The organism is Solibaculum mannosilyticum (assembly GCF_015140235.1).
In the GTDB taxonomy this organism is placed as follows: Bacteria; Bacillota; Clostridia; order Oscillospirales; family Acutalibacteraceae; genus Solibaculum; species Solibaculum mannosilyticum.
In genome coordinates, this window is record NZ_AP023321.1 from 1,533,820 (window position 1) to 1,558,345 (window position 24,526).

A 24,526-nucleotide genomic window follows, 5' to 3' on the forward strand; every position below is an offset into this window, starting at 1 on the left:
CCATTGCTTCAAAATGTCGAATAAGCTCGATAAACTAAGGATTTCAGCAGTATGAAACGTCTGATTCATCATTTGCCTTTCGTATCTCTATGATGCAATTATCTGTAAAGGCTTTTAGCATTACAAGCATCTGTACGCTCTTTTTGATCCATAGTTTTGTTTCCTTTGGCTTTTATGACTAATGCAGCCTTCTTTTGGCGATACTGTTGGTATATGCAATCTTTTTACGTAAAGTTGCTTTAAGTCGTTAAAGGAGGTATCGCCACTATGACCCAAGAAATCAAAGTGGAACAACGAGATCAAACCAGTGAGATGATCCATACCCTAGTAAACAATGCCCAAAGAGCTTTGGCCCAGTTTATGGACCTCGGTCAGGAACAAGTGGACCGCATTGTCCACGCCATGTCCTTAGCCGGATTGGAAAACCATATGCGCCTCGCCAAGATGGCGGTGGAAGAAACCGGACGCGGTGTCTATGAAGACAAGATTACTAAGAATATGTTTGCCACTGAATACATCTGGCACTCCATCAAGCATGAAAAAACCGTGGGAATCGTGGATGAAAATGAGCTGGAAGGTTATGTGGAAATCGCTGAGCCTGTAGGTGTGGTATGCGGCGTCACCCCTACCACCAATCCCACCTCCACTACCCTCTTTAAATCCCTCATCTGTGCTAAGACCCGCAATCCCATCATCTTCGCCTTCCATCCGTCCTCTCAGAAGTGCTCGGCCGAAGCCGCTCGTGTCATCTATGAGGCGGGGATCCGGGAGGGCGCTCCCGAACATTTCATCCAGTGGATCGAGCATCCCTCCATCGACGCCACTACCGCTTTGATGAATCATCCCGGGGTTTCCATGATCTTGGCTACCGGAGGTTCCGGTATGGTGCGTTCGGCCTACAGCGCCGGCAAGCCTGCCTTGGGTGTAGGTCCGGGTAACGTCCCCTGTTATATCGAGAAATCGGCCAATCTGGAGCGGTCGTGTACCGATCTTATCCTGTCCAAAACCTTTGACAACGGCATGATCTGCGCTTCGGAACAGGCCGCCATTGTGGACAAGGACATCGCTCCCCAGTTCGAGGAGATCATGACCAAGTATGGATGCTATTTTCTCAATAAGGAGGAAATTCAAAAGGTATCGGATTTCGTCATCAATCCGAAGAAACAGGCCGTCAATCCTGACGTCGTAGGTAAGCCGGCCGCCTGGATTGCTGCACAGGCCGGCGTCACTGTGCCGGAAGACACAAAAATCCTCATTGCGCGCCTTCCCGACGTGGGACCCGAATATCCCCTTTCCCGGGAAAAGTTATCCCCTGTTCTGGCCTATTTCGTAGTAAAAGATTGGCGTGAAGGCTTTGCCAAGGCCAAGGCTATGTTGGAACTGGGCGGATTGGGCCACTCAGCCGTCATCCACTCAAACGATCCTGAGCTGGTCAAGGCCTACGGCCGGGAGATGAAAGTGGGACGTGTTATCTGCAATTCCCCCTCCTCCCAAGGCGCCATCGGTGATATCTACAACACCAACACCCCTTCCCTCACCTTGGGATGCGGTTCCTTTGGACGCAATTCTACCACCTCCAATGTCTCCTCCGTCAACCTCATCAACCGCAAGCGTCTGGCAAAGAGGAGGGTCAATATGCAGTGGTTTAAGGTGCCGCCCAAGATCTACTTTGAGAATAACTCCATCCAGTATCTGGAGAAGATGCCCCATATCCGCCGGGCTTTTATTGTCACCGATCCCACTATGGTCAAGCTGGGATATGTGGACAAGGTACTCTATTACCTGCGCAAACGGGAAGAATACTGTCACAGTGAGATCTACGACGACGTAGAACCCAATCCGTCGGTAGAGACCATCATGAAGGGCGTAGAAGCCATGTGCGACTTCCAGCCCGACGTCATCATCGCCCTGGGCGGTGGATCGGCCATCGACGCCGCCAAGGGGATGTGGCTTTTTTACGAGCATCCCGACACCTCCTTCGGCGGCATGCGGCTGAAGTTTATGGATATCCGCAAACGCACCTTTTCCTTCCCGCGCCTGGGTGACAAAGCTCAGTTTGTGGCCATCCCCACAACATCGGGGACCGGGTCGGAGGTCACCTGTTTCTCAGTCATCACCGACAACAAGAGCGGCAACATGAAATACCCGCTAGCCGACTACGAGCTCACCCCCGATGTGGCCATCATCGATCCCCAGTTCGCCATGACCATGCCGCCCGTCAGCACTGCCGACACCGGTATCGATGTCCTAACCCATGCAGTGGAAGCCTATGTCTCCACCCTGGCCTCCGACTACACCGACGGCCTGGCCATTAAGGCCATTGAGATGGTATTCCAGTACCTTCCCCGCTCCTACAAAAACGGCGCCAAAGATCCTGTGGCCCGAGAAAAAATGCACAACGCCTCCTGCATTGCCGGTATGGCCTTTACCAATGCATTCTTAGGCATCAACCACTCTCTGGCCCACAAATTGGGCAGTGAATATCACGAGTTGGCCCATGGACGCGCCAACGCCATTCTGCTTCCCTACGTTATCCGCTACAATGCCTCCATGCCTACAAAATTTGTGGCATGGCCCAAATACGAAACCTTTGTGGCCGACAAAAAATACGCTGAGATTGCCAAGCACCTGGGCATCGCCGGCAGCACCACTGAAGAAAGTGTAGAGAATCTCATAAAGGCCGTCAAGGAGCTCAACCGTCAGGTGGGCATGCCGGCTTCCATCCGGGAGACCGGTGTGGAGGAATCCGACTTTATGAGCAAAGTGGAGGACTTGGCCGATAAGGCGTTTGAGGATCAATGTACTACCGTCAATCCCCGCATGCCTTTGGTATCGGAACTGGTCGAGATTTATAAGCAAGCTTACTATGGAGAATAACTTTTTCCAGATCAAATAAAACAGGAGGATTCAGTTATGGAACAAAATTGCAATGTAGCGCTGCTCAATGAGATTTATCAAAACAGTAAAATGGGCATCGACGCCATTGATACCGTCAGCAAAAAGGTAGATGACAGGCAGCTCAAATCCGATCTCACCACCCAGAGCGAACAGTACAGTCAATTTGCCAGTCAGGCCCGTCAGGAATTGGCGCAACGGGGCACCGCTCCCATCGACAATGGACCTTTGTCCAAAGCCTCTCTGTGGAGCTCTATCCAGTTTAATACCCTCATCGACTCCACCCCTAGTCACATCGCTGAGATGATGATCAACGGCAGTACCATGGGCATCGTTCAGATGACCAAGCAAGTGCGGGAACACTCCGACATCGATGACCCGGTTCGCAACATGGCCAGCCGTCTCATCCGTCAGGAACAGGATAATATTGAGCGTATGAAACAATACCTCTGATTTAACCGAAAGACGCATCCTTTGCTGAAAATCGCAAAGGATGCGTCTTTTTTTATATTTTCGCTAAAATTTATCAATATGTGGATATATTCCACATATTGATCTTTATTTTTTAGAAATTTTAATGTATACTATCCATAAGAAAAGGAGGGGTAAAAATGAAAAAAATAGTGAGTTTATTTCTTGCGGCATTTTTGGTATGTTGTTTGTGCTCTAGCTGTACTTTTACTGTATGGCGGCGAATCGATCGTTCTCTAACTTCGCCAAATGGATCGGATGTATCCTCTGAACTGGTTGATATCCCCACTATCCGGTGTGAAAACGATCTTTTTGAGATTACTCCTGATCAATTCCGTCTTTATTTTAATCAGTTGCTCCCGTCTTATAAAAAGGAATTATCCGAGTTTGTGCAATTGGACCTATCCGATCAATACCTCTCTTATTTTGAAGCTTCTGTGGATCTCAATTTGAGTGTATCAGCGTATTGTGATAGTCAAAATGACTATATACAAAAAATTCATTTTAAACTCAACACGGACAATGCCTATTGGGTCACCTATCACCATTATATTGAAGCTTTAATTAAATTGCTGGATCCGCAAGATACCGATTATTATGAGCTATCCAATCTACTGGGTTTATCAAAGGAAGGGCTAATAGAGCCTTCGGCTGTCTATAATGCCGACTCTTCCCGGATCTATTTTTATCAATATGATTTAGAATACCATCAGGGAAGACTAATTTTTACCAGCAGTTCATTGGCCGAGAAAGAATGGGAAGAACAAGAGCGAAAAGAAAATGGGGAATTTTTATCTTCCCCGTATGAAGGCGGTGTATATGAGATCGGTGTGGATATCCCCGCCGGTGAATATGTGCTGATACAAAACGATGGTAACAAGGGTTACTTTGAAGTTACATATGATTTATCTGGTAGCGGCGGCACATTTTTTTCGAACGGTATTGTGAATAACCGCAGTATTGTCACTTTAAATAAGAACTTATATGTCACTACGGATCGGTGTATTCTGTATCCTATTGAGGAAGCTCCTGCTGTAGAGATCTTTTCCAACATACTGCCCAGCGGCATGTACCTAGTGGGAACCGATATCCCTGCTGGAACTTATACCGTTCGTCCCACCAGGGAATCTATGGGTCTATTTTCCATCGAATCCGACAGCCTCCATCGACCGGAATCTACAATAGATAGCCAAAGATTCAGCTCTGAAATTACCATCACCGTGGAGGAGGGACAATACATCACTTTATCCTCGGCAGAATTGATTTTATCTTGATTTGGCAGAAAATACTATAACAAAAGCCTATCCTTTCCTCTTCCGGATAAGAATAGGCTTTTTCTTTTTCTCATACACGCACACGATATAAGCCATGCTTGTTGCAATAGGCATAGATCGTTCCTCTTCCCCTTTTGGTAAAACGCACCTCAGCATTTTGTTCGGGATAGAGCTTTATCATCTCCACATGATTAGATGTCACATAAGCTACAAATGAAATAGAATGTTTTTTTGTCATATCGTGATCAATATATACGTAGTATTCCCCGTCGATAGACTGCACCTGTATCATATGGCTCTGGTCATCATCCTCGGTCTCCAAGGCAGGCAACAGAACTCCACAGCAACTAAATGCTCCTTTTCCAACAGCTTGAATCACATTCCCACAGATTGGACAAACAAAAAAGGATATTTTGTTCATGTTCCCTGCTCGGTTTTGATTATTGATGTATTCCCCGGTCAGCAGTTCTACTACTGACACATTGAGAGCGCTGGCTAAATCAGTCACAATACTTAGATCCGGCAGCCCCCTTTCCGTTTCCCATTTAGAAACGGTTTTGTCACTGACACAAAGTTGATCTGCCAATTGCTTTTGCGTAAGACCATTTTTCTCGCGAAGTTCGCGGATAGTCTTACCTGTAATATACGGCATATAACGTCCCCCTCTTTCATTGATTCTCTCCATAAATGATAATAGGATATCTATCCGTTAAAAGCAACCTACGTTTCGTAGAGTTACATATATCCCTACATGCAAATAAAACCACCGGCAGAAATTTTCCTGCCGGTGGTTTTTCTATCACTATTGGTCTTTCGTTTCCTTTTGGTAGCCAGCAAAGGCTTCATCGATCTCTTTTTGAGATGGCTGGGCTATTTTCAAGTCGGGTTTTTCCTCAGATGTTACGGTAAATCCCAGTTCTTCCAATTGTTCATAGAGTTCTTTTGTCACCCAATCATATCCTACAATTTGCCCATCCGAAGAATAAACCGCTACTTTAACCGTTTCCTCAGACTGTTCTGTATATGGATTAAAATCAAATCCAGATTTTTTCTTTCCAGTAGAAATAGGTTCTACATCTCTTCGATTCAACGGATCATTCCACAAATACTCAATGTAGCTATCCACCCTATCCTGAGCCGACTCACTGAGAGATTGGTATTTTTCCACATGTTCTTGATGGCGAAAGAGCAGGCCGTTTTTATAAGGAAAATCCACTAGATCATCCAGAGAACAATTCAGTGCTTCTGCCAAAGCAGCCATCGTCTCAATTCCAGGATTCTTGGTAATACCAGAACTAATTTTCTGTACAGTGCTAATAGGAATACCTGACTCAAAAGCCAATTCCTCTATGGTCATTCTGCTTGCTTTCCTCAGTTGACTGATTTTTTTCAGATCCACGGATTTTTCACCTCTTTTTTTGACTCAACCATATTACAGGAAATAATGATATAAAATCTGCAGAGAAAGCAATATTAACATTACATTATACGCGTTCATTTTTTTGCCGTCAATACCATCTCTGCCGCTCACCATACCCGATATATAAAAAAACAGCCGCATGGCAGCTATTTTTTATGCGCATCAGCCCGCTCCACCGGGCTGGCGCTTAGGATCATAAGGCCCTGGGCCGGGACGGCCCAGATGGCCGTTTTTATAGTTTTGCATAGCAAAACTATAAAAAATAGCCGCCCTAAAAAGAACGGCTATTGATTATTTACAATTCTCACTCACTCCACTATATGGACAAACAATTCAAATAGATTTATGGGGTGCGGAATGTAGCACCTATATACAGCCATTCTACACAGATTGATGTTCGTGCCCCGCCTTGTGATGCAAATGTCCGAACCTCGCACATAGACCAGAGTTGATTGTTGGGATTCTGCTGTCGGATTCGCATCCAATGCATTTCTTGCGACTGGCTATAAACCGTGTCGTCCAGCACTAAACTAGTGGAAATCATCGTATTGTTGTTGGTCTGAGATTCAATCGCTGCACCATCGTATATACTTGTGCGACGGATATCTGCTAAAACCGGTTTTGCTGCATCCGCTGGACGGATGGAAATCCGAATGGATGTCGCCGACGCATATCGGAATGTCAGGATTAGACTTTCCAAGGGAACATCAACTGAACTTCCAGCAGTGGATAGATTGATATTGTAAACCTCCGTATTCGACTTCAAATTCGGACTGGTGATTTGGTAATCCTCTGTTTTAAAGTTCACTTTATAACTAGTGGGTGTATTCTCAGCCACCGAGATCTCTGGACTTGCTCCAGTAGGACCTGTGTCTCCTTTTGGTCCGACTGATCCTGTTTGGCCTTGTATACCTTGTGCTCCTTGGGGACCCTGTGGGCCAGTTGGACCGATTGGGCCGGTGGCACCTATTACACCTGCTGCACCTGCAGGTCCAGTAACACCAGTTGCTCCTGTGGCTCCCGTCGGGCCAGTTGGGCCAGTGGCACCTATTGCGCCTGCTGCACCTGCGGGGCCGGTCGTACCGGTAGCTCCGGTTGCGCCAGTTGGACCAGTGGAGCCGGTCGGGCCAGTTACTCCTGTTCCTGTAACACCGGTTGCTCCTGTAGCTCCCGTCGGTCCGGTGGGACCAGTGGGACCCGTTACACCGGTTGCTCCAGTTACGCCGGTGGGACCAATGGGACCCTGCAGACCAGTCGGACCAATCAGGCCCTGTAGTCCTTGTATACCAGTCACACCGGTAGCACCTGTCGGTCCGGTGGGACCAGTCGCCCCAATCGGTACAACAAAGTCTAGGGATATACCTGTCTCTGTTTTATTTGTAGTTATCTCCGCTGTATCTCCTGCACTAACCGTTCCCACCTCTACAGTAGGAGATCTTCCTGTTGGACCTTGGGGACCTGTATCGCCTTTTTCTCCTTGTACACCTTGGGGACCCTGTTCTCCCTTTTCTCCCTTGGATCCTATCTCACCTTGTGCTCCTTGGGGGCCTGTTGGCCCAATCGGTATGACAAAATCTAAGATGACTCCTGTCTCTGTATTTCTAGCAGTTACTTCTGCTATATCTTTAGCGCTGACTATTCCTACTTCTATAGTAGGCGTTAACCCAATCGGACCCTGGGCTCCCATATCTCCTTTTACTCCCTGAAGACCCTGCGGTCCCACTTCTCCCTGAGGGCCCTGAATAAAAACACCGCTTCCAGGACATCCAGAACAACAACTTTTTCTTGGATAATTATGATTACAATAGTTCACCTTGTATTCGCTCCTCAACTAAAACAGGAATTATATGTTCTGCAGAAATACGTTATTACTCCCATTATAATTGACACACGACTAACATTATCGCAAACTTAAAAACATGCTAAAGTTAATCCACTTTTATACTATGCATTTTATCCATCATTGCCACTTTATTGTATTCAAAAGACCTTCTATTTTTATTTGTCTTTTTTCTTCAGCAAAATCAACGTCAAACAAAAGATATTACATAATATAGCCGTTGTGATTCAAGAACGTAAGAAAACTGTGATTTGTTGTTCCTAATATCTTATAAGGTTTTGCTGGTAAAACCTTAGAGTCACAATATCGATATGTTCAAAGATATCTGCACAGTTAAACTTGCTATATCGCTCAAACTAGTATCCTCTATAAAAGACTTTTCGTACTAATTCTTTTGTATACAGGCGCTTCCCCATTACTCACAAGCAGATACTGTAATGGTTCCGCTTAAGCTTTGAATATTTTCCTTACCAGAAACAACTGTTCCCAATTCATACAAACTGTTATTGGGAGTGCAGGGAGCATAGAACATCACTACATCGCCCCAGGGTGCATAATAGGACAAGGATCCAGTTTTCCCGCTGCTGAGCGGCGTATCCTCTGTATTTAACATCTCTGGATAGAACGTCATTTCATTATTGCTGAAGGGTTCCACTTCGGCTGTAAGCGGGAGCTGTTCATAAAGTTCTTTTGCCGCCCGACTGTCATTTAACTCATAAATGATTTCATAGCCTTCCGATTTTACCAATATTTTCATTATTTCTTCCTCCGTGTTTACATTCTGCTCATCTGAAGGTATTTCCTGCCGCGATTGGCTGATGGCCGCTTCTTCTGGCACAGAAGAAAGCATTGTCGTATTGTCTATGCTTCCACATCCGACTAACCCAAATAGAAAAGTAGATATGAGAATAAAAAGGGCTATTTTTTTCATAGCAATCCTCCTGTTTATGTTATAACAAAGGTAGGCTAAGGGTAAAACCACATAACGGTTTATACGCTTGTCTTACAAAGATGCATGCAAGAACAAAGGATGATTTCTCCCTTGGATTTGGCATCATCCCGGATCACTTCCCTTACAGACGGAGCACAAATTGTTCCAGAAAGCGGGTTTTTAATGCTGACGATCGGTGTGGTAATACTAGCCTCCACTGCAGATTTTTCAAAGCAGAGATCTGTGTCGATCATTTCACATCCCAAAAGTTTGAGATTCTTGCAATAGCACAGCGGCTGTGTACCGATAATCTTGCAGTTTTCGAGGGTTAATCGGTCAGAATACCAGGCCAGATATTCGCCTTTTACAACACTGTTTCGAACAACTATATTTTCAGCATGCCAGAATGCATCCTTAGTATCCAGAATGCAGTTTTCAAAGACCGCATTTTTGATATACTGAAAAGAATACTTGCCCTTGAATACGATATTTCTAAAAATCAAGTTTTCAGCGCGCATCATGAAGTATTCGCCGGAAGCTGTTGTGTCTTCCATGCGGACATTGTTTGTGGACCATCCAAATTCTGGGGAAATAATATCGCAGTCCCGAATGATAACATCACTGCATTCCCGCAGGGCCTTTATACCGTACATTTTTGTGTCCCTGACTTCAATGTGATCGGAATACCACAATGCTGCACGGCATAGATCTGTCATCTTGGAATCGGTGATTGTCAGCCCATGGCCATGCCAGAACGGATAGCGCAAATTAAAAAGACAGTCTTTTGCGGCAATGTCAGAACACTCCTTAAAAGCGCTTTCGCCGTCGGCAGGTCCATCAAAAGCACAATGTCTAACTGCCAGATTCCGGCTGCCATAGAATGCCCGTTCTTTGTCAAACGTTTTATTTTCAATTGTAGTCATAGTATCCTCCCTATTCCCATCTGCTTAAGAATTATGCCTATTTTTCTATATATCAGTATACGGTGAACCTATATAAATTACAAACAGTTATTAATAATGGATTATGATCGTTTACAAGAATGATAAAAACAGGTACAATAAAGGAGAATATCCCAAAAGGAGGATCCATGGCAATGATTGAAACAAGACTTCTGCATTATTTTCTTGCGATTGCCAGAGAGCAGAATATCACAAAAGCGGCAGAAACGCTTTATATAACACAGTCTACGTTGTCAAAGCAGATGATGGATTTGGAAAAGCAACTCGGCAAACAGCTTTTCCTACGCGGCAAGCGAAAATTGACGCTGACAGAAGAGGGCAATTTTCTACGCAACCGAGCGCAGGAAATTCTGGAGTTGATGGAAAACACGGAATCCGCATTCCGGACAGATTCCGAAGCCCTAAGCGGCGATATTTCCATCGGCTGCGGCGAAACAATTGTGATGGATGAGATTGCAAAGCTATTGGCTGAATTCCATACGCAACATCCTGACGTAAAGTTTCACACACACAGCGGAGATGCAGATACCGTATTGGAACGGCTGGATAAAGGTCTTGTGGATATGGGGCTTTTACTTGGTCCCATCCGGCAGGAGAAATACGATTATCTCAATCTTCATCAAAAGGACGTCTTTGGACTTTTGATGCCGAAAAACTGTCCTCTGGCCGAACAAAAATCTATCAACATCGACCATCTCAAATCTCTGCCAATGATCCTGCCGGAACAGACCTTTTCAGGGCATCAAGAACTGGAGTGGTTCGGCTCTGATGTACTCCGTGTGGTTGCCACCTATAATCTGATACACAACGCAACTTATCTGGTGGAGCATGGAATTGGTTATGCACTTTGCCTTGCCCGCTTGGTCAATACCGAAGGACGAAATTTATCTTTTCGTCCCATCACACCGGAACTCCATGTGAATTTATACATTGTCACAAAGAAATACCAAACCTTTTCGCCTGCGGTGAAAGCTTTCCTATCGCAAGTCCAAGGCAGTGTATCTTCTTAAGTAGATGAAAAAGCTGACGGTACTATATTAAATAGAACTGTCAGCTTTTTTGTAGAATATTCAGTTTTTTAAAAACCATTCTTTTAATGTATCCAGAACTTTAATAAGCTCATCTTCTTTGATTACATATGGTACCATAGCGTACATGTAATTTAAAAAGGGACGGCTGAATACACCTCGCTCATAGGCAAACTGTTGATATCCATCTATTGTTGCAGGATCGTATACTTCAATGCAGATACAGGCACCCATGATCCTGACTTCTTTGATCCTGGGGTCAGAGAAGCCATTCATTTCACAGCGGGTGATCTCCTCAATTTTACGGATTTTAGATAAATAATCTCCTTTTTCAAACAGTTCAATGGATTTTAGCGCGACACTGCAAGCCAAAGCATTTCCCATAAAGGTGGGACCGTGCATAAAAGCGTGATCTGGGTTATCGTCATAAAACCCTTCGTATACCTTTCGGCTTGCTACTGTAACAGCGTGACCGATATACCCGCCTGTCAACGCCTTGCCAAGAACGAGGATATCCGGTAAAACTAAATCTGCAACAAAACGGTTTCCAGTACGGCCAAATCCAGTGGCAACCTCATCGAAAATGAGAAGAACGCCATATTGGTTACAAAGTTCTCTTGCCCGTCGCAAAAACGAGACATCGTACATCCGCATGCCTCCTGCGCCTTGAAGCAAAGGTTCGACAATAAAACAATTGAAACGAGTATGATACTTTTCAAATGCCCTTTCCAATGCCCCAATTTCAGTCGGAATATGGATGACATTTTGGCTTTTACCATATGCTTTCAATACAAAATGGTAGTCTTCATCGTCGCCTACCTCCATTGTCTTAAACGTATCGCCGTGGTAGGCATGTTCTAACGCTAGAACCATTGTACGATGTGTTTCTTCCCGGTTTATATAATACTGCAAAGCCATTTTAAGAGCGACCTCGACAGCGACACTGCCGGAGTCAGAGAAAAAACAGTAGTCTAAATCTCCTGGAAGCCAGCTTTGTAATTTATCGGAAAGCTTTTGCACAGGTTCATGAGTCAGTCCGCCCAGCATCACGTGGGCAAACTTTTTAAGCTGCGTCTCGATTGCGCGATTGAGTTCGGGATGCTTATAGCCATGGATTACGCTCCACCACGAGGACACCGAATCGATCAGCTCCTGATCTTCCGTATGGAGGGTAACCCCCTCAGCATCGATGATCTGATAGGGGGCCTTCATTGTTTTCATCTGTTCGTATGGATACCAAATCATCCTGATTTCCTTTCTCTATTCATACAATGATTCCAATAATTCAAACGGGATCTCTAAATCGGTGTCGCCATCCCTGACACAAGCCAACACCTTCAATCCAGTCAGAGATTCACACATCAGTAAATTATCCTCATGCAGCGTATTCCCTTGTTGATAACGATTGAAGATAATTCCTTTCACCGGAATCCCATGTGCTCTCATATATTCCGCTGTCAGCACAACCGAATTGATGGTGCCAAGTCCGGCATCCGCAACCATCAGGCAGCTCAAATTGCGTGCCTTGATAAAATCCTCCAGACGAATCTTGCAACGGTCAAAGCGAAGGGGACAAAGGATCCCACCGGAACCCTCTGCTGTAACATAATCGTATCTGTTGCAGACATCGTCGAAACACTCCAGAACCCGTTCCAATTCCACCGGATTGCCCTCCATCTGAGCAGCTAAATGAGGGGAAACCGCAGCCTCATAAAGATATGGACACATCTCTTCCAACGGCTGTTCCAGTCCCGAAATGAATTTCACAAATTGGGCGTCTCCCGGAATCAGACTGCCGTCAGGACGGCGGTCATTTCCGCTCATCGCCGCTTTATAATAGGCTGTTTTCTTTTTGTTTTCCCTCATTTTTTTAATCATCAGTGCTGATACATAGGTCTTTCCGACATCGGTTCCGGTTCCCGTGAGAAATAGATTCTTACTCATGACAAATTTTCGCCTCGTATCCAAGTTCCTTTATAAGTTCCATATCGGTTTGCGTTGTAATCCCTGCGGTCGTCAGCATATCCCCTGAAATTGCCGCATTGGCACCGGATGTAAAACAACTTTTCCCTTGATCAGCAAGCAGCCCTCTGCCGCCTGCAAGACGAATGGATGCCTCTGGAAGAATAAATCGATATACAGCGACGATCCGACGCATATCTTCTTCGGATAGTTTGGGATTGTTTTCAAAAGGGGTACCGGAAATAGGATTTAGCATATTAACCGGTACGCTTTTAATACCGAGTTCCCGAAGGCTAAACGCCATATCAATTCTATCTTCAGCGGTTTCACCAAGACCCATGATACCACCGCTGCATACGGAAAGCCGTGCCGCTTGTGCCGCACGAATGGCACGTATTTTATCCTCAAAGGTATGCGTTGTACAGATGTTAGGGAAGTTTCGGCGCGATGTTTCAAGATTGTTATGGACTCTTGTGACACCTGCTTCTTTCAGTTTCCGGAACTGTTCCTCATTCAACAGTCCAAAGGATACACACACAGAAATACCAATTTCCTTTCTAATCCTCTCCACAACCTTGCACATTTCGTTTACCTCTGCATCGGATAGACGTTTCCCTGACGTAACGATAGAATAGCGGAGAATGCCCTGTTGGTAGTTGGCTTTTGCCTGTGCAATTATTTCCTCCGGCGGAAGCAGAGGGTATTTTGCGGTACAAGTACGGTTGTGGGAGGATTGCGCGCAGAATTTACAATTTTCAGAACAGCAGCCGCTTTTGGCATTGATAATGGTACAAATATCAAATCGGTTGGAACAAAAATGCCGCCGGATCTTATCGGCATGTTCACATAGTTCCTCCAGTGGACGTTCATACAAAGACATGGCTTCTGCTTTCGTGATCTGCCCGCCGTTTAAAATCTTGCCGGTTAATAATGTCAAATTTCTCATTACAAATCACACCCTGTTCTTGATAGGAATTAATCTTTTTCCGAGAATCGCCCCGATGATGCACAAGACAATATCTCCTGGTACGGCCAAAACAAAGCAATACAAAAACAGCGGCCATATTCCGATCGGCGTGCCAAGATATAAATTACTCATAAGGTAGTAATAGATCATACCGAACAAATAGACAATCCCAAGGCCGATAAAGTTTGCAGCTATCAAACGCTTGTATCCCGGATTTGAGACACGATTGGCAATTGTTCCTGTCACATAGGCTGCGACTGCGAATCCAATAATATAACCAAAACTTGGTTTGAACACATAAGCGAACCCTCCGCCCTCTGCAAATACTGGAAGACCTGAAAGTCCCATAACGATATAAATACAAACCGATGCAGCGCCCAATTTGCCTCCCATCAAAAGTCCCGACAGCATAGTAAACAAAAATTGCAGAGTAAACGGGACAACCGGGATAGGGATGCGGATAAACGCGCCAACAGCAATAAGTGCTACAAACAGTGCGCATAAAATTAGATTTGTTGTTTTCTTTGTATTCATCTCTCTTCCTCCTGGTATCCCCATCGATTCTTATCCCAAAGCGCTGCGTAATCGGGCAATCCATTTTCAGAACGAAAAATATCCCGTACGATGAATGCATAGATTATCCATTTCCTGGACGATGATAAGTATATCATAACAATTTGTATTGTCAACTAATTTTCATAATTAAGTTTACATTATAAAACAGTAAGTCGAAGACTCAAATGGGCCAATCCACACAAGGCAGATTGACCCATCTTGACAAGCAATATGTTTCAGAGATAATTGTTGCAACGCTGACTGAATAGCATGCCAATGTGGAACCAGTATGAAACGCTATAAAACTATAAAGCAGGTTTTTCAATGTGAATGACTCGTTGGGTCCAATCTCTATAGAATGCTTCTTCATGCGACACAAGCAATACAGTGCCGGGGAAATTGCAAAGAGCGGTTTTCAAGGATTCTTTTGCCTGAATATCCAAGTGATTGGTCGGTTCGTCCAGGATTAGGAAGTTACATGGAGTCAGCGTAAGCAGACACATTTTCACTTTGGCCTGTTCTCCTCCGCTCAATGTTCGGATAGGCTGCAGCGCATGTTCCCTTGAAATTCCACATCTGGCTAAATTCCTGCGCACATCTTTTATTGCCAGATCCGGGTGCGCATCCAAAATAATCTGGATGGGTGTCTGTTCCGGTTCTTCCCATAATAGGTCCTGTTCAAAATATCCCAAAGTAACCTGATCAGAAAATTTACAGTGTCCTTGCAAAGGCGCAATTTGTCCAATCAATGTCTTGAGCAGCGTTGATTTTCCAACCCCATTAAAACCGGTAATAACGACTTTTTCTCCCCCCTGAATACCAAACTCAATGCCGGACACAACAGGGTCATGGTAACCAACCGCTAAATGCTTTACTGACAGATGTTCTGTATTTGTCAGCGGTAAAACTGGAAAATGAAAACTGGGAATCATCTCTTTATGTTCCAATGCCTCCAGCTTGTCCATTCGATCGAGCTGTTTTTGCCGTCCCCTCGCCATCTTTGCTTTCCGGCCGGCAATATTTCTCCGTATGAATTCCTCTGTTTTTTTGATTTCCTTTTGTTGGGCGGCGTACTGACGAATATAATCTTCCCGCAATAACGTCTTCTGCTGCTGGAATTCCGAATAGGCGCCGTAATATTTTGTAATGGTGTTATTGTCTATGTCACAGATCCGGTTAGCAATCCTGTCTAAGAAGCAGAGATCGTGGGAAACAACCAGAAAAGCGTTTTCTAAATCGGACAAGTATTCAGCTAACCACGTTACATGATCTTTGTCAAGAAAATTTGTAGGCTCGTCCAACAACAATACATCCGGTTTCTCAAGAAGCAGTTTGGCTAAAATCGCCTTTGCCCGTTGGCCTCCGCTCATTTCCCCGATGGGACGATCAAGTCCAACGGCAAGCAATCCTAATCCATTTGCAACCTGTTCTATTGCCGTATCAATCGTATAAAAGTCAGCCATCTCAAGCTGCTCCTGATAATAAGCTGCCCGCTCAAGGCTTTGGGGATGTCCGTCAGCAGCCTTTTCATAGAGCTGTATCATTTGGCGCTCCATGTCATAGAGCTTCGAAAAGGCCGTTTTTAGAAATTCTTTCATCGTGAAAGCACGATCGATTTCTGCATATTGATCTAGATATCCAATCGTGATATCAGGCTGCCAGATGATTTTGCCGTTGTCGGGGATGAGCTGTCCAGTACAAATCTTAATTAACGTACTTTTTCCGGCGCCGTTCTGTCCGACAATGCCAATATGTTCTCCCTTATTCAGTATCAGGCTGGCGTTTTTATAAAGTATATTCTCACCGAAAGAATGTGTAAGCCCTTCAACTTCTAATAAACTCATTTTTCATAAATCCTTTCTTCCATGTATTCGGCAAAAAAGAAAAGGCAGAAGGTCGAGATACACAAAATGTACCTGCCTTCTGCCTTTTACATAGGAACGCAAAAAACAAAAGGCTATGGACAAAACATTGTCCATAGCCTCCTACATACTAACCACTCGGAAAACCGTTGTTGGTACAATATCCTCAGATAGGTATACCTTCCCCTTGGTCTCCCGATGAAATCAAAATGCGGATTTATACGCTATACTCTGTACAATGTTTCATCGGTATGGATTGTACAGAGTTGATTTTCTTTTTGCGTTGGTCTCTTAAATGGAAATTCATAGGTTTTCTCCTTTGAGATGTATCACTTTTTCTATAAGGATACTACAGGAAATTCTGTTTGTCAATCTATGAATTTTACTGCTTTAATGTATTGGACAAAGTCTTTACAATATATAATCCAAATCCATTTTCGCCGTCCTTCTGATCTCTTGCAAAATCAGGACGACAGAAAGGTTCAAACAGGCGCATCAATTTTCTGCCAGGATTTGAAAGCAAATTGGAAAGAATCTTTTCCAAACTCCTCTTTGAGATACACACGGGACGCTTTTCCTGTATTTTGAAACAAAAGTCCAATTGTTTTGCTTTTGCAATCAACTAATATGGCCCGCAGATCTGGGGAAGTGTATCAGATAGGTCAAATGTCTCTGCATTTTGCTTTTCCTGCGTAACATCGAGCCGGGAAGTATCCAAAATCTCCCCAATCATAGAAGAAATCCTCTCGGTAATCTCTTTGCATTCTAACAGGTAAACATCCCGTTCCTTATATTTTCAACGCCTAAAATCATGTTTTCTAAAATGGAATTTAAGGCTGTAATAGGCGTCTTCAATGACAAACCGTCATGGATTTAGGGTAAAATAATTTTTCCAAAACGACAAACACCAAATGGTGTACACTCAAATGAACATAACACCATTCAGTGTATTCTAATAATAGAATTCCGTTGACAGGAGGATTTACGTGCCATACAGAAGAATTAGAGATCTGAGGGAAGACGCCGATTTAAGTCAAAAAGAGATTGCCCAAATTCTTCATATGCATAAGACCACTTATGTCCGGTATGAAAGCGGTGAAAGAGAGATCCCTTTCAATATTGCGATTTTGCTTGCGGATTAGGTCAGTTTACAAGGAACTACACGCAGACCACGAAACGGGGGCTGCTGACAACAAATAAAGGCTGAGTATCAAGCACCGAAAAAGTGCGAGATATTCAGCCTGTTTTGTTGTCCGGGGTTTCCAAAGGGGCTTGCCCCTTGGCACACGACTTTGCTTGCAAAGTGTAGTGTGTTATACGCTCTGTCGGCGTTGCTGCGAAAATGAGGTTGCCGCCGGGTCGGGCAAGGGCATTTGAAGCAGCAGGAAAACAGGGCTGTGATTGCGTGTCGTGGAGCCGCAAGCGCAGGGCTGGTTTCGTCAGCAGACAGGGCGTATATGAAAGCCCCCGTTCCTCGTCCCACGCCGGACTTCGGGACAAAATGTCCCGAACTTGTGGACACACTCACAAAAAGCAAACAGATTTTTCTCTCAAAATTGGAATGGGCGGGGAAGCCATTTTAGGGCTTTGCTATCTCCCTGATAAATGAGAAGTTAAGTTTCGTCCATATATATTTTTATCTCGATGTATTCATGATTTCTTGCATAAGCAAACGACGCTGATTTTCTGATATAGTCAAATATATTTTCGTCTAAATCTTCGTCCCATGTTGTTTCGCTGAAAATTTTATTTTCAGCGGTTGGCTTATACAAGATGACTACATGGATTTGATAAAACTCTTCATCATCATTTGAAAACTGTCGAACTAATGAAATTTGAAAAAATGGTTCTTTTGAAAAAGCAGTAAATGTTCCGGTTTCAAATAAAACCATATCTTCTTCAAGCGGTGTGCTGCACATCTGCTCAAAAACATCAACTATTTCTTCCACAGACATTTTATCCGTTATCTTATCTTCTAAAAACTTAATCAAGTTCTCCATTGATTTTCCTCCTGTAAATTCTTATTTATTGTTCTCTACTTCCGTCCCCGCTGTGGATTTGGATTTTTCAGCAAATCTGACTTATCAGTTCTTAGAAATGGGCGGGAAGCCATTTTAGGGCTTTCCCGCCTTGATTGCCCATTAGCAAAGACGGGCGGGGCTGTCAACGGCGGCGCATGAAATGCGCCGTTCATCTTGACCGTTGACTGGCTCGACTGGCTTTGCTATCTCCCCAACAAGTTATTGTTTGTTGTTTTTCCAATTATCTAAACGGGCTTGCATAGTTTCTCGCCATTCTTCACTTGGACAAGCAGTAATCAATTTTCGATACTCTTCACTTGATGGCGCTTCTATCAAATAAGACTCTACCAATTTTAGCAAATCCCACTCTACTCCATACATTCCACCTTCGGGGAAAATGTCAATCAATACGCCTACTTCTTCTCTTGTCAATGGCGTTTTTACATTGGAGAGCAATTCGTCATACATGTTGATGGTTTCTACTGTAGGGTCATCTTTCACTGCGTCTGGCATTTGACCGAGAAGTTTCAATTTTATAATTGCCTCCTGCACCTTTACTCCCTCCAATTTCTCGTTCTCTATTTTCTCCCCCGCTGTGGGTTCGGATTTTTCAGCAAGTCCGACTTCTGTGCAATCTTTTTCAGCCACTTCTTTTCTTCCTCGGACAGCTTTTTCAAATTCAGCTTGAGCCGCTTACAGATAAACGCCAGCGACGCTTGCTCCGGGCCGCTGCCCTCTTTGGCGGTTTCCTCGGCGGTCTGCAAGAAATCTTCCAGTGGATTGTCCTCCGGGACGCTGAAAAAATCGTCCTTATGTGCTTCCCGCAGGTCAAGAGCTATCTTGTTTATGTCCTGCTGTATCACATAGCGGCAAAAGCTGTCATCATCAATATGGGCGGCGATAAGCTGTCTTAACTGCGGGTCGGTCAAGCCGGGATTGTGCTGCTTCATAATGGTTGTACTCACAGCGTCTACAATGGCGTTTGCACTCTGCACCTGTTTGCCAGCGATACCGTTTACATAGATTTCAAGGTCAGCCATGAGCCGGGGGAAATCCGGGTGTGCCGCCAGCTCACACAAGAGGGAATTATCCACCCGCCCACTTTTCAATAGTTCAATCATATCATCGCTCAAACGCAGGTCTGCAAGATCGGCGTTTGGGTGATTTTTTGTTTGAGAACGCCCCAGCAGATAATCAACAGTCACTTCATAAAACTTTGCCAACTCAATAAGGGCATAATGGCTGATGTCCTTGAAATTATCCCCCTCATAACTGCCCAACGCAGACTTGGAGAGGTGCGTCTGCTCCGCAAGCTGTTCCAGCGTCAACCCACGCTCCACACGCAGGTCTTTCAATCGTTCTTGTATGGATAGTTCCATGCACTCCCCCTCCTTGTCTGTTTATGTTACCTGTTATATCAAAGTTTGTTCAGATACCCGATTTCATCTAATTCTGCCTTAATCTCGTCCCATTCACTACGCTTGGGGTTTAATGCAACAATCATCTCTTTTGTCACCGGCACCCCGTCTGCAAGCTGGCGCACAACTTCCAAAGGCAGGTCGGCGGGATAAAACCACTTCCCGTATTCCACATAGGTCTGCGGATTACCATCAATCATAGAGAGTAAATCCTTGGAAGCGTCCTCACCAGCCATAGGATTACAGTGCCAAACAACGCCATCTTCCGTCCAGACGCAAAAAGTGCTTTTCATCTTTTTGACTTCTCTGCTATTCATGAGCTTTTGCAAAGCGGAAGGCATCCCATTTGTCAAATCCTCTATCCGAGGGAGTTTTTCTTCCCAATCGTAAAGTTCAGAATCTACACCATTGATAACACAGCCTTCAGATGTGAACATGATAATCATGCTTTGCTCACTGCCATCGGTAGCCCAAAATGCTTCTTTTCCCTTTCTCCATATGGGATTGTATGTATAGTGACGGATGAAACTCCATTCCTTCTCTAACATGATGATGTCCAAAGCTGCAAGCCCTTTGCAGAAAGCCTTTAGGCGATTTACATCAGGTAATCCAGACAAATTTTTCGTTGAAATCATATCGCCACTCCTTTCAAACTTTAATTGCCATCCAAGTACTTTTATTTTACCACAATTCCGAGAGCGTGGAAATAGAGAGTTTTCCGAACTGATTTCCGACCTTATGGATATACGGGGCGGGCGGTCTTTTAGGTGTAGACTTAGGGTAGTTCATCGATGAGCTGCACCTTGAAAAATGAATGACCGTCCGAAAAGGAATACCCAGGCAGGGGAAGCACCGCAACGAGCCACTTCGGGACAAAATGTCCCGAAGTCCGGGGAGCGTGCCAACGCCGGAACACGCCGCAGAAATGGGGCAGGAAGCTTTTTCGGGGAGAACGGCAAAGGAAAAATGGAGGGAACACATGAGAGAGAACCCATATAAACGACTGCCGCCCATAGAGCGCAAGCAGGACGGTTCCCTTTACCGCATGACACCGGCACAGAGGAAACAGGCAAACGCCCTGATCCGCCGGGAGTGCTGCTGTTATGAGGACGGGAACTGTATGCTCCTTGACGATGGGGACACCCACACTTGCCCCCAAACCGTTTCTTTCTCGGTCTGCTGTAAGTGGTTCCGCTGGTCGGTCTTGCCGCAAATCGGGACGCTGGAAGCGGAGATTTTCCGGGATAAGGAGCTAAAACGCTGTGCGGTCTGCGGCAGAGTGTTCGTCCCAAAGTCCAACCGGGCGAAATACTGTCCCGACTGTGCCGCCAGAGTTCACAGGCGGCAGAAAACAGAAAGTGAACGGAAAAGGAGGTCTTGTGTGGACAGTTAGGGGCTGAAAAGTCCTTGATTTACAAGGCTTTACAAGCACAGAACAGGGGCAGGCAATAGAAACTACCGTCTGCCTCCGAAAACGGACTTCTAACCGTCCACAAAACACAATATGACAAACACCATTTATATCCATCAGCCGGAAAAAGCGGTCAGCTTTACCCGGCTTCCCAATTTCCTTTTTGAAGCCCCCACATTCATGCCCCTGTCCAACGAAGCAAAGGTACTGTATGCCTTTATCCTGCGCCGGACAGACCTGTCACGAAAAAACGGGTGGGTGGACGAATACGGGCGGATTTACCTCTACTATCCCATCAACGAGGTAGTGGAGCTGCTCCACTGCGGGCGGCAGAAAGCGGTCAACACCCTGCGGGAGCTGCAATACGCCGGATTGGTAGAGATTCAGAAGCAGGGCTGTGGAAAACCCAATCGCATTTACCCAAAATCCTACGAAGCGGTTCCAAACACCGACTTCAAGAAATACGGTTATGGAACGCCGGAGGACTGAAAACCGCACTCCACAAGTACGATAATCAATCCTCTTGAAGTACGAAAATCGGACGGTATATAGAAATACAGAGATTAAAACGATTTTATTTATATCTTATCCATTCCTATCCGATCCGAGATATTTTCTGCGGGATTTTCCTGTGGAAAAGTCCCGGAAAGGAACGGAACGGGGAAAGGAGTTTCATGGCACAACACGCAATTTTGCGATTTGAAAAACACAAGGGCAATCCGGCAAGACCGCTGGAAGCCCATCACGAACGGCAAAAGGAACAGTACGCCAGCAATCCCGACATTGACACCAGCCGGAGCAAGTACAATTTCCACATCGTCAAGCCGGAGGGACGCTATTACCACTTCATTCAAAGCCGCATTGAACAAGCTGGCTGCCGCACCCGCAGGGACAGCACCCGTTTTGTGGATACGCTGATTACCGCCAGCCCGGAATTTTTTAAGAAGAAGTCCCCAAAGGAGATACAGGAATTTTTCCAGAGGGCGGCTGATTTCTTAATCGGGCGTGTAGGGAAAGAAAATATCGTGTCGGCGGTGGTACACATGGACGAGAAAACGCCCCACCTGCATTTGGTCTTTGTCCCTCTGACAGAGGACAACCGCCTGTGTGCAAAGGAGATTATAGGGAATAGAGCCAACCTCACAAAATGGCAGGACGATTTTCACGCCTATATGGTGGAGAAATATCCCGACTTGGAGCGTGGGGAAAGTGCCAGCAAGACAGGCAGGAAGCATATCCCCACCCGTCTGTTCAAGCAGGCGGTCAATCTCTCCAAACAGGCAAGAGCCATTGAAGCCACGCTGGGCGATATTACCCCGTTCAACGCCGGAAAGAAAAAAGAGGAAGCCCTCTCCCTGCTGAAAAAATGGTTTCCGCAGATGGAGAACTTCTCCGGTCAGCTCAAAAAATACAAGGTTACAATAAACGACCTTTTAGCAGAAAATGAACAGTTGGAAGCCAGAGCCAAAGCCAGCGAAAAGGGCAAGATGAAAGATACGATGGAACGGGCAAAGCTGGAAAGCGAGCTGAAAGACATTCAGCGGCTGGTAGACCGTATCCCGCCGGAGGTGCTGGCAGAACTGAAACGGCAACAGCGGCACACAAGGGAACGGTGATTGATGGCAGAAAACATTTCACGCCGCAGCATGGCGGCACTGCACTTTGAAAATTAAATACGGAGGTACTATGGAGCATATCAGATACAAGAAAGAAACCGAAGTCGTGACTTTTCAGGGAAAGGAAATCACGCTGGAAAATCTCTCTCCGGTGTTCACGCCGGAGCAGGAAGCGGCAAAACGCCGGGAGCTGGAACAGCAGCTTTATGAGGTGTTCCGCAAGTATGCCGACAAACGGCAGAGTGAGGAAGCCGGGGCATAAGGTTTTCCGAAGCCATCGTTGATTTGCGGGGCTGCTGGCGGTATAATAAAACTGTCAGCAGCTCCGTTTCTTTTTTAAGAAAAGGAGCGACAATATGAACAATCGAATAGACGCAATCTATGCAAGACAATCGGTAGACAAAAAGGATAGCATTTCCATTGAAAGCCAGATTGAATTTTGCAAATATGAGTTGAAAGGCGGTAACTGCAAGGAATACACAGACAAGGGGTACAGCGGCAAGAACACAGAACGTCCGAAGTTTCAAGAACTGGTGCGGGACATCAAGCGGGGCTTGATTGCAAAAGTCGTGGTTTACAAACTCGACCGTATCAGCCGTTCCATTCTGGACTTCGCAAACATGATGGAGCTGTTCCAGCAGTACAATGTAGAGTTTGTGTCCTCTACGGAAAAGTTTGATACCTCCACCCCGATGGGGCGGGCGATGCTGAATATCTGTATCGTGTTCGCCCAGCTTGAACGGGAAACCATACAGAAGCGGGTAACGGACGCTTATTACTCCCGCAGCCAACGTGGTTTCAAAATGGGTGGGAAAGCCCCCTACGGCTTCCATACCGAGCCGATCAAGATGGACGGTATCAACACAAAAAAGCTGGTGGTAAACCCGGAGGAAGCGGCAAATATCCGGCTGATGTTTGAGATGTACGCCCAGCCCACCACCTCCTACGGGGACATTACCCGGTACTTTGCCGAACAGGGGATTTTATTCAACGGTAAAGAACTGATACGCCCCACGCTGGCGCAGATGTTACGCAATCCCGTCTATGTGCAGGCAGACCTTGATGTGTACGAGTTTTTCAAAAGTCAAGGGGCAGTCCTGGTCAATGACGCTGCCGATTTTACCGGCATGAATGGCTGCTATCTGTATCAAGGGCGGGATGTGAAGCCCAGCAAAAAGAACGACTTGAAAGACCAAATGCTGGTGCTGGCTCCCCATGAGGGCATTGTCCCCTCCGAAATCTGGCTGACCTGCCGCAAGAAGCTGATGAACAACATGAAAATCCAGTCTGCCCGAAAAGCCACCCATACATGGCTGGCGGGAAAAATCAAGTGCGGGAACTGCGGGTATGCCCTTATGAGCATTAACAATCCTGTGGGAAAGCAATATCTCCGCTGCACAAAACGGCTGGATAACAAGAGCTGTGCCGGGTGTGGGAAAATCATCACTTCGGAACTGGAAGCGGTTGTTTATCAGCAGATGGTAAAGAAGCTGGCAAGCTACAAGACATTGACAGGCAGAAAGAAAGCGGCAAAGGCAAACCCGAAAATCGCCGCCCTGCAAGTGGAGCTTGCTCATGTGGACGGCGAGATTGAAAAGCTGGTGGACAGTCTAACGGGCGCAAACAATGTCCTGCTCTCCTATGTGAATGTGAAGATAGCAGAACTGGACGGGCGCAAGCAGGAACTTCTGGCGAGGATAGCGGAACTAACGGTGGAAGCCATTAGCCCGGAACAGGTCAACCAGATTTCCGGCTACCTCGACACTTGGGAGAATGTATCCTTTGACGACAAGCGGCGGGTGGTAGACTTGATGATTACCACCATAGCCGCCACAAGCGACAGCTTGAATATCACATGGAAAATCTGACGGGTGGAACCCCTCCCGTCAGATA

General features: G+C 45.6%; 24 protein-coding genes. 10 read left to right on the forward strand and 14 right to left on the reverse strand.

Annotation, left to right across the window (positions count from 1 at the left end; translation table 11 throughout):
• Nucleotides 1–267 precede the first annotated feature (267 nt).
• The 3 genes from adhE (at nucleotide 268) to C12CBH8_RS07260 (ending at nucleotide 4,640) form a co-directional block, all read left to right on the forward strand.
• Nucleotides 268–2,877, forward strand: a complete 2,610-nt coding sequence (gene adhE / locus C12CBH8_RS07250; RefSeq protein ID WP_215532886.1) for a bifunctional acetaldehyde-CoA/alcohol dehydrogenase — start codon at nucleotides 268–270, stop codon at nucleotides 2,875–2,877.
• 36 nt (nucleotides 2,878–2,913) lie between these two features.
• A complete protein-coding gene (locus C12CBH8_RS07255) occupies nucleotides 2,914–3,348 on the forward strand; it encodes a DUF2383 domain-containing protein (RefSeq protein ID WP_090266983.1) in 435 nt (144 codons plus the stop codon).
• Nucleotides 3,349–3,506: 158 nt separating this feature from the next.
• The gene (locus tag C12CBH8_RS07260) at nucleotides 3,507–4,640 is read left to right on the forward strand and encodes a hypothetical protein (RefSeq protein ID WP_215532887.1); all 1,134 of its coding nucleotides are present in this window, start codon (nucleotides 3,507–3,509) and stop codon (nucleotides 4,638–4,640) included.
• Between the two features lie 70 nt (nucleotides 4,641–4,710).
• Here C12CBH8_RS07260 and C12CBH8_RS07265 read toward each other — a convergent pair whose 3' ends face one another.
• The 5 genes from C12CBH8_RS07265 to C12CBH8_RS07285 all read right to left on the reverse strand — a co-directional run bounded on the left by C12CBH8_RS07265 (nucleotide 4,711) and on the right by C12CBH8_RS07285 (nucleotide 9,754).
• On the reverse strand, nucleotides 4,711–5,292 hold the full coding sequence (locus C12CBH8_RS07265; protein WP_099322228.1) for a helix-turn-helix domain-containing protein: 582 nt from the start codon (nucleotides 5,290–5,292) through the stop codon (nucleotides 4,711–4,713).
• A gap of 150 nt (nucleotides 5,293–5,442) precedes the next feature.
• A complete protein-coding gene (locus C12CBH8_RS07270; protein WP_090266975.1) occupies nucleotides 5,443–6,039 on the reverse strand; it encodes a helix-turn-helix domain-containing protein in 597 nt (198 codons plus the stop codon).
• A 364-nt stretch (nucleotides 6,040–6,403) separates the two neighbouring features.
• On the reverse strand, nucleotides 6,404–7,354 hold the full coding sequence (locus C12CBH8_RS11960; protein WP_281389182.1) for a collagen-like domain-containing protein: 951 nt from the start codon (nucleotides 7,352–7,354) through the stop codon (nucleotides 6,404–6,406).
• 961 nt (nucleotides 7,355–8,315) lie between these two features.
• Nucleotides 8,316–8,831: a cyclophilin-like fold protein gene (locus C12CBH8_RS07280; protein WP_246441355.1), complete on the reverse strand. Its 516-nt coding sequence runs from the start codon at nucleotides 8,829–8,831 to the stop codon at nucleotides 8,316–8,318.
• Between the two features lie 59 nt (nucleotides 8,832–8,890).
• A complete protein-coding gene (locus C12CBH8_RS07285; protein ID WP_215532888.1) occupies nucleotides 8,891–9,754 on the reverse strand; it encodes a DUF3737 family protein in 864 nt (287 codons plus the stop codon).
• 173 nt (nucleotides 9,755–9,927) lie between these two features.
• Here C12CBH8_RS07285 and C12CBH8_RS07290 point away from each other — a divergent pair, with 173 nt between their 5' ends.
• Nucleotides 9,928–10,803 carry a LysR family transcriptional regulator gene (locus tag C12CBH8_RS07290; RefSeq protein ID WP_090266932.1) on the forward strand — a complete coding sequence of 292 codons (876 nt, stop codon included), beginning with the start codon at nucleotides 9,928–9,930 and terminating at the stop codon, nucleotides 10,801–10,803.
• 60 nt (nucleotides 10,804–10,863) lie between these two features.
• Here C12CBH8_RS07290 and bioA read toward each other — a convergent pair whose 3' ends face one another.
• The 5 genes from bioA to C12CBH8_RS07315 all read right to left on the reverse strand — a co-directional run bounded on the left by bioA (nucleotide 10,864) and on the right by C12CBH8_RS07315 (nucleotide 16,149).
• The gene (gene bioA / locus C12CBH8_RS07295; RefSeq protein ID WP_090266929.1) at nucleotides 10,864–12,066 is read right to left on the reverse strand and encodes an adenosylmethionine--8-amino-7-oxononanoate transaminase; all 1,203 of its coding nucleotides are present in this window, start codon (nucleotides 12,064–12,066) and stop codon (nucleotides 10,864–10,866) included.
• Between the two features lie 15 nt (nucleotides 12,067–12,081).
• Nucleotides 12,082–12,765 carry a dethiobiotin synthase gene (gene bioD, locus C12CBH8_RS07300; RefSeq protein ID WP_215532889.1) on the reverse strand — a complete coding sequence of 228 codons (684 nt, stop codon included), beginning with the start codon at nucleotides 12,763–12,765 and terminating at the stop codon, nucleotides 12,082–12,084.
• Nucleotides 12,758–13,729 (reverse strand): biotin synthase BioB, encoded by a 972-nt coding sequence (gene bioB / locus C12CBH8_RS07305; protein WP_099322313.1) that lies wholly within the window; start codon nucleotides 13,727–13,729, stop codon nucleotides 12,758–12,760. The genes bioD and bioB overlap by 8 nt, the downstream gene beginning before the upstream one ends.
• A 6-nt stretch (nucleotides 13,730–13,735) precedes the next feature.
• Nucleotides 13,736–14,284: a biotin transporter BioY gene (locus C12CBH8_RS07310; protein ID WP_090266923.1), complete on the reverse strand. Its 549-nt coding sequence runs from the start codon at nucleotides 14,282–14,284 to the stop codon at nucleotides 13,736–13,738.
• 326 nt (nucleotides 14,285–14,610) lie between these two features.
• Complete coding sequence (locus C12CBH8_RS07315) at nucleotides 14,611–16,149, reverse strand: ABC-F family ATP-binding cassette domain-containing protein (RefSeq protein WP_215532890.1); 1,539 nt, start codon at nucleotides 16,147–16,149, stop codon at nucleotides 14,611–14,613.
• 1,004 nt (nucleotides 16,150–17,153) lie between these two features.
• Between C12CBH8_RS07315 and C12CBH8_RS07320 the strand changes: the two genes are divergently transcribed.
• Complete coding sequence (locus tag C12CBH8_RS07320) at nucleotides 17,154–17,309, forward strand: helix-turn-helix domain-containing protein (RefSeq protein WP_215532891.1); 156 nt, start codon at nucleotides 17,154–17,156, stop codon at nucleotides 17,307–17,309.
• Between the two features lie 471 nt (nucleotides 17,310–17,780).
• Here C12CBH8_RS07320 and C12CBH8_RS07325 read toward each other — a convergent pair whose 3' ends face one another.
• From C12CBH8_RS07325 to C12CBH8_RS07340, 4 genes are all read right to left on the reverse strand, one after another.
• Nucleotides 17,781–18,167: a hypothetical protein gene (locus C12CBH8_RS07325; protein ID WP_021750121.1), complete on the reverse strand. Its 387-nt coding sequence runs from the start codon at nucleotides 18,165–18,167 to the stop codon at nucleotides 17,781–17,783.
• Nucleotides 18,168–18,407: 240 nt separating this feature from the next.
• Nucleotides 18,408–18,836 (reverse strand): hypothetical protein, encoded by a 429-nt coding sequence (locus C12CBH8_RS07330; RefSeq protein WP_223474528.1) that lies wholly within the window; start codon nucleotides 18,834–18,836, stop codon nucleotides 18,408–18,410.
• A complete protein-coding gene (locus C12CBH8_RS07335) occupies nucleotides 18,767–19,567 on the reverse strand; it encodes a helix-turn-helix domain-containing protein (protein WP_215532892.1) in 801 nt (266 codons plus the stop codon). The genes C12CBH8_RS07330 and C12CBH8_RS07335 overlap by 70 nt, the downstream gene beginning before the upstream one ends.
• A gap of 38 nt (nucleotides 19,568–19,605) precedes the next feature.
• Entirely contained in the window at nucleotides 19,606–20,241 is a 636-nt protein-coding gene (locus C12CBH8_RS07340; RefSeq protein WP_025494559.1) for a hypothetical protein, read from the reverse strand.
• A gap of 344 nt (nucleotides 20,242–20,585) precedes the next feature.
• Here C12CBH8_RS07340 and C12CBH8_RS07345 point away from each other — a divergent pair, with 344 nt between their 5' ends.
• From C12CBH8_RS07345 to C12CBH8_RS07365, 5 genes are all read left to right on the forward strand, one after another.
• Nucleotides 20,586–20,999, forward strand: coding sequence for a cysteine-rich VLP domain-containing protein (locus C12CBH8_RS07345; RefSeq protein ID WP_002566028.1), 414 nt, complete (start codon nucleotides 20,586–20,588; stop codon nucleotides 20,997–20,999).
• 111 nt (nucleotides 21,000–21,110) lie between these two features.
• Nucleotides 21,111–21,506: a replication initiator protein A gene (locus C12CBH8_RS07350; RefSeq protein ID WP_002566027.1), complete on the forward strand. Its 396-nt coding sequence runs from the start codon at nucleotides 21,111–21,113 to the stop codon at nucleotides 21,504–21,506.
• Between the two features lie 185 nt (nucleotides 21,507–21,691).
• Complete coding sequence (mobV, locus tag C12CBH8_RS07355) at nucleotides 21,692–22,633, forward strand: MobV family relaxase (protein WP_002566026.1); 942 nt, start codon at nucleotides 21,692–21,694, stop codon at nucleotides 22,631–22,633.
• 70 nt (nucleotides 22,634–22,703) lie between these two features.
• Complete coding sequence (locus tag C12CBH8_RS07360; RefSeq protein WP_002566025.1) at nucleotides 22,704–22,895, forward strand: hypothetical protein; 192 nt, start codon at nucleotides 22,704–22,706, stop codon at nucleotides 22,893–22,895.
• Between the two features lie 94 nt (nucleotides 22,896–22,989).
• Nucleotides 22,990–24,501 (forward strand): recombinase family protein, encoded by a 1,512-nt coding sequence (locus tag C12CBH8_RS07365; RefSeq protein WP_215532893.1) that lies wholly within the window; start codon nucleotides 22,990–22,992, stop codon nucleotides 24,499–24,501.
• The last annotated feature ends 25 nt before the right edge of the window (nucleotides 24,502–24,526 follow it).

Excerpts from the sequence above, each read along its gene's own strand:
- adhE (WP_215532886.1), top strand. The coding sequence starts at position 268 with ATGACCCAAGAAATCAAAGTGGAACAACGAGATCAAACCAGTGAGATG.
- C12CBH8_RS07255 (WP_090266983.1), top strand. The coding sequence starts at position 2,914 with ATGGAACAAAATTGCAATGTAGCGCTGCTCAATGAGATTTATCAAAAC.
- C12CBH8_RS07260 (WP_215532887.1), top strand. The coding sequence starts at position 3,507 with ATGAAAAAAATAGTGAGTTTATTTCTTGCGGCATTTTTGGTATGTTGT.
- C12CBH8_RS07265 (WP_099322228.1), bottom strand. The coding sequence starts at position 5,292 with ATGCCGTATATTACAGGTAAGACTATCCGCGAACTTCGCGAGAAAAAT.
- C12CBH8_RS07280 (WP_246441355.1), bottom strand. The coding sequence starts at position 8,831 with ATGAAAAAAATAGCCCTTTTTATTCTCATATCTACTTTTCTATTTGGG.
- C12CBH8_RS07285 (WP_215532888.1), bottom strand. The coding sequence starts at position 9,754 with ATGACTACAATTGAAAATAAAACGTTTGACAAAGAACGGGCATTCTAT.
- C12CBH8_RS07290 (WP_090266932.1), top strand. The coding sequence starts at position 9,928 with ATGATTGAAACAAGACTTCTGCATTATTTTCTTGCGATTGCCAGAGAG.
- bioA (WP_090266929.1), bottom strand. The coding sequence starts at position 12,066 with ATGATTTGGTATCCATACGAACAGATGAAAACAATGAAGGCCCCCTAT.
- bioD (WP_215532889.1), bottom strand. The coding sequence starts at position 12,765 with ATGAGTAAGAATCTATTTCTCACGGGAACCGGAACCGATGTCGGAAAG.
- bioB (WP_099322313.1), bottom strand. The coding sequence starts at position 13,729 with ATGAGAAATTTGACATTATTAACCGGCAAGATTTTAAACGGCGGGCAG.
- C12CBH8_RS07310 (WP_090266923.1), bottom strand. The coding sequence starts at position 14,284 with ATGAATACAAAGAAAACAACAAATCTAATTTTATGCGCACTGTTTGTA.
- C12CBH8_RS07315 (WP_215532890.1), bottom strand. The coding sequence starts at position 16,149 with ATGAGTTTATTAGAAGTTGAAGGGCTTACACATTCTTTCGGTGAGAAT.
- C12CBH8_RS07325 (WP_021750121.1), bottom strand. The coding sequence starts at position 18,167 with ATGGAGAACTTGATTAAGTTTTTAGAAGATAAGATAACGGATAAAATG.
- C12CBH8_RS07335 (WP_215532892.1), bottom strand. The coding sequence starts at position 19,567 with ATGGAACTATCCATACAAGAACGATTGAAAGACCTGCGTGTGGAGCGT.
- C12CBH8_RS07340 (WP_025494559.1), bottom strand. The coding sequence starts at position 20,241 with ATGATTTCAACGAAAAATTTGTCTGGATTACCTGATGTAAATCGCCTA.
- C12CBH8_RS07345 (WP_002566028.1), top strand. The coding sequence starts at position 20,586 with ATGAGAGAGAACCCATATAAACGACTGCCGCCCATAGAGCGCAAGCAG.
- C12CBH8_RS07350 (WP_002566027.1), top strand. The coding sequence starts at position 21,111 with ATGACAAACACCATTTATATCCATCAGCCGGAAAAAGCGGTCAGCTTT.
- mobV (WP_002566026.1), top strand. The coding sequence starts at position 21,692 with ATGGCACAACACGCAATTTTGCGATTTGAAAAACACAAGGGCAATCCG.
- C12CBH8_RS07360 (WP_002566025.1), top strand. The coding sequence starts at position 22,704 with ATGGAGCATATCAGATACAAGAAAGAAACCGAAGTCGTGACTTTTCAG.
- C12CBH8_RS07365 (WP_215532893.1), top strand. The coding sequence starts at position 22,990 with ATGAACAATCGAATAGACGCAATCTATGCAAGACAATCGGTAGACAAA.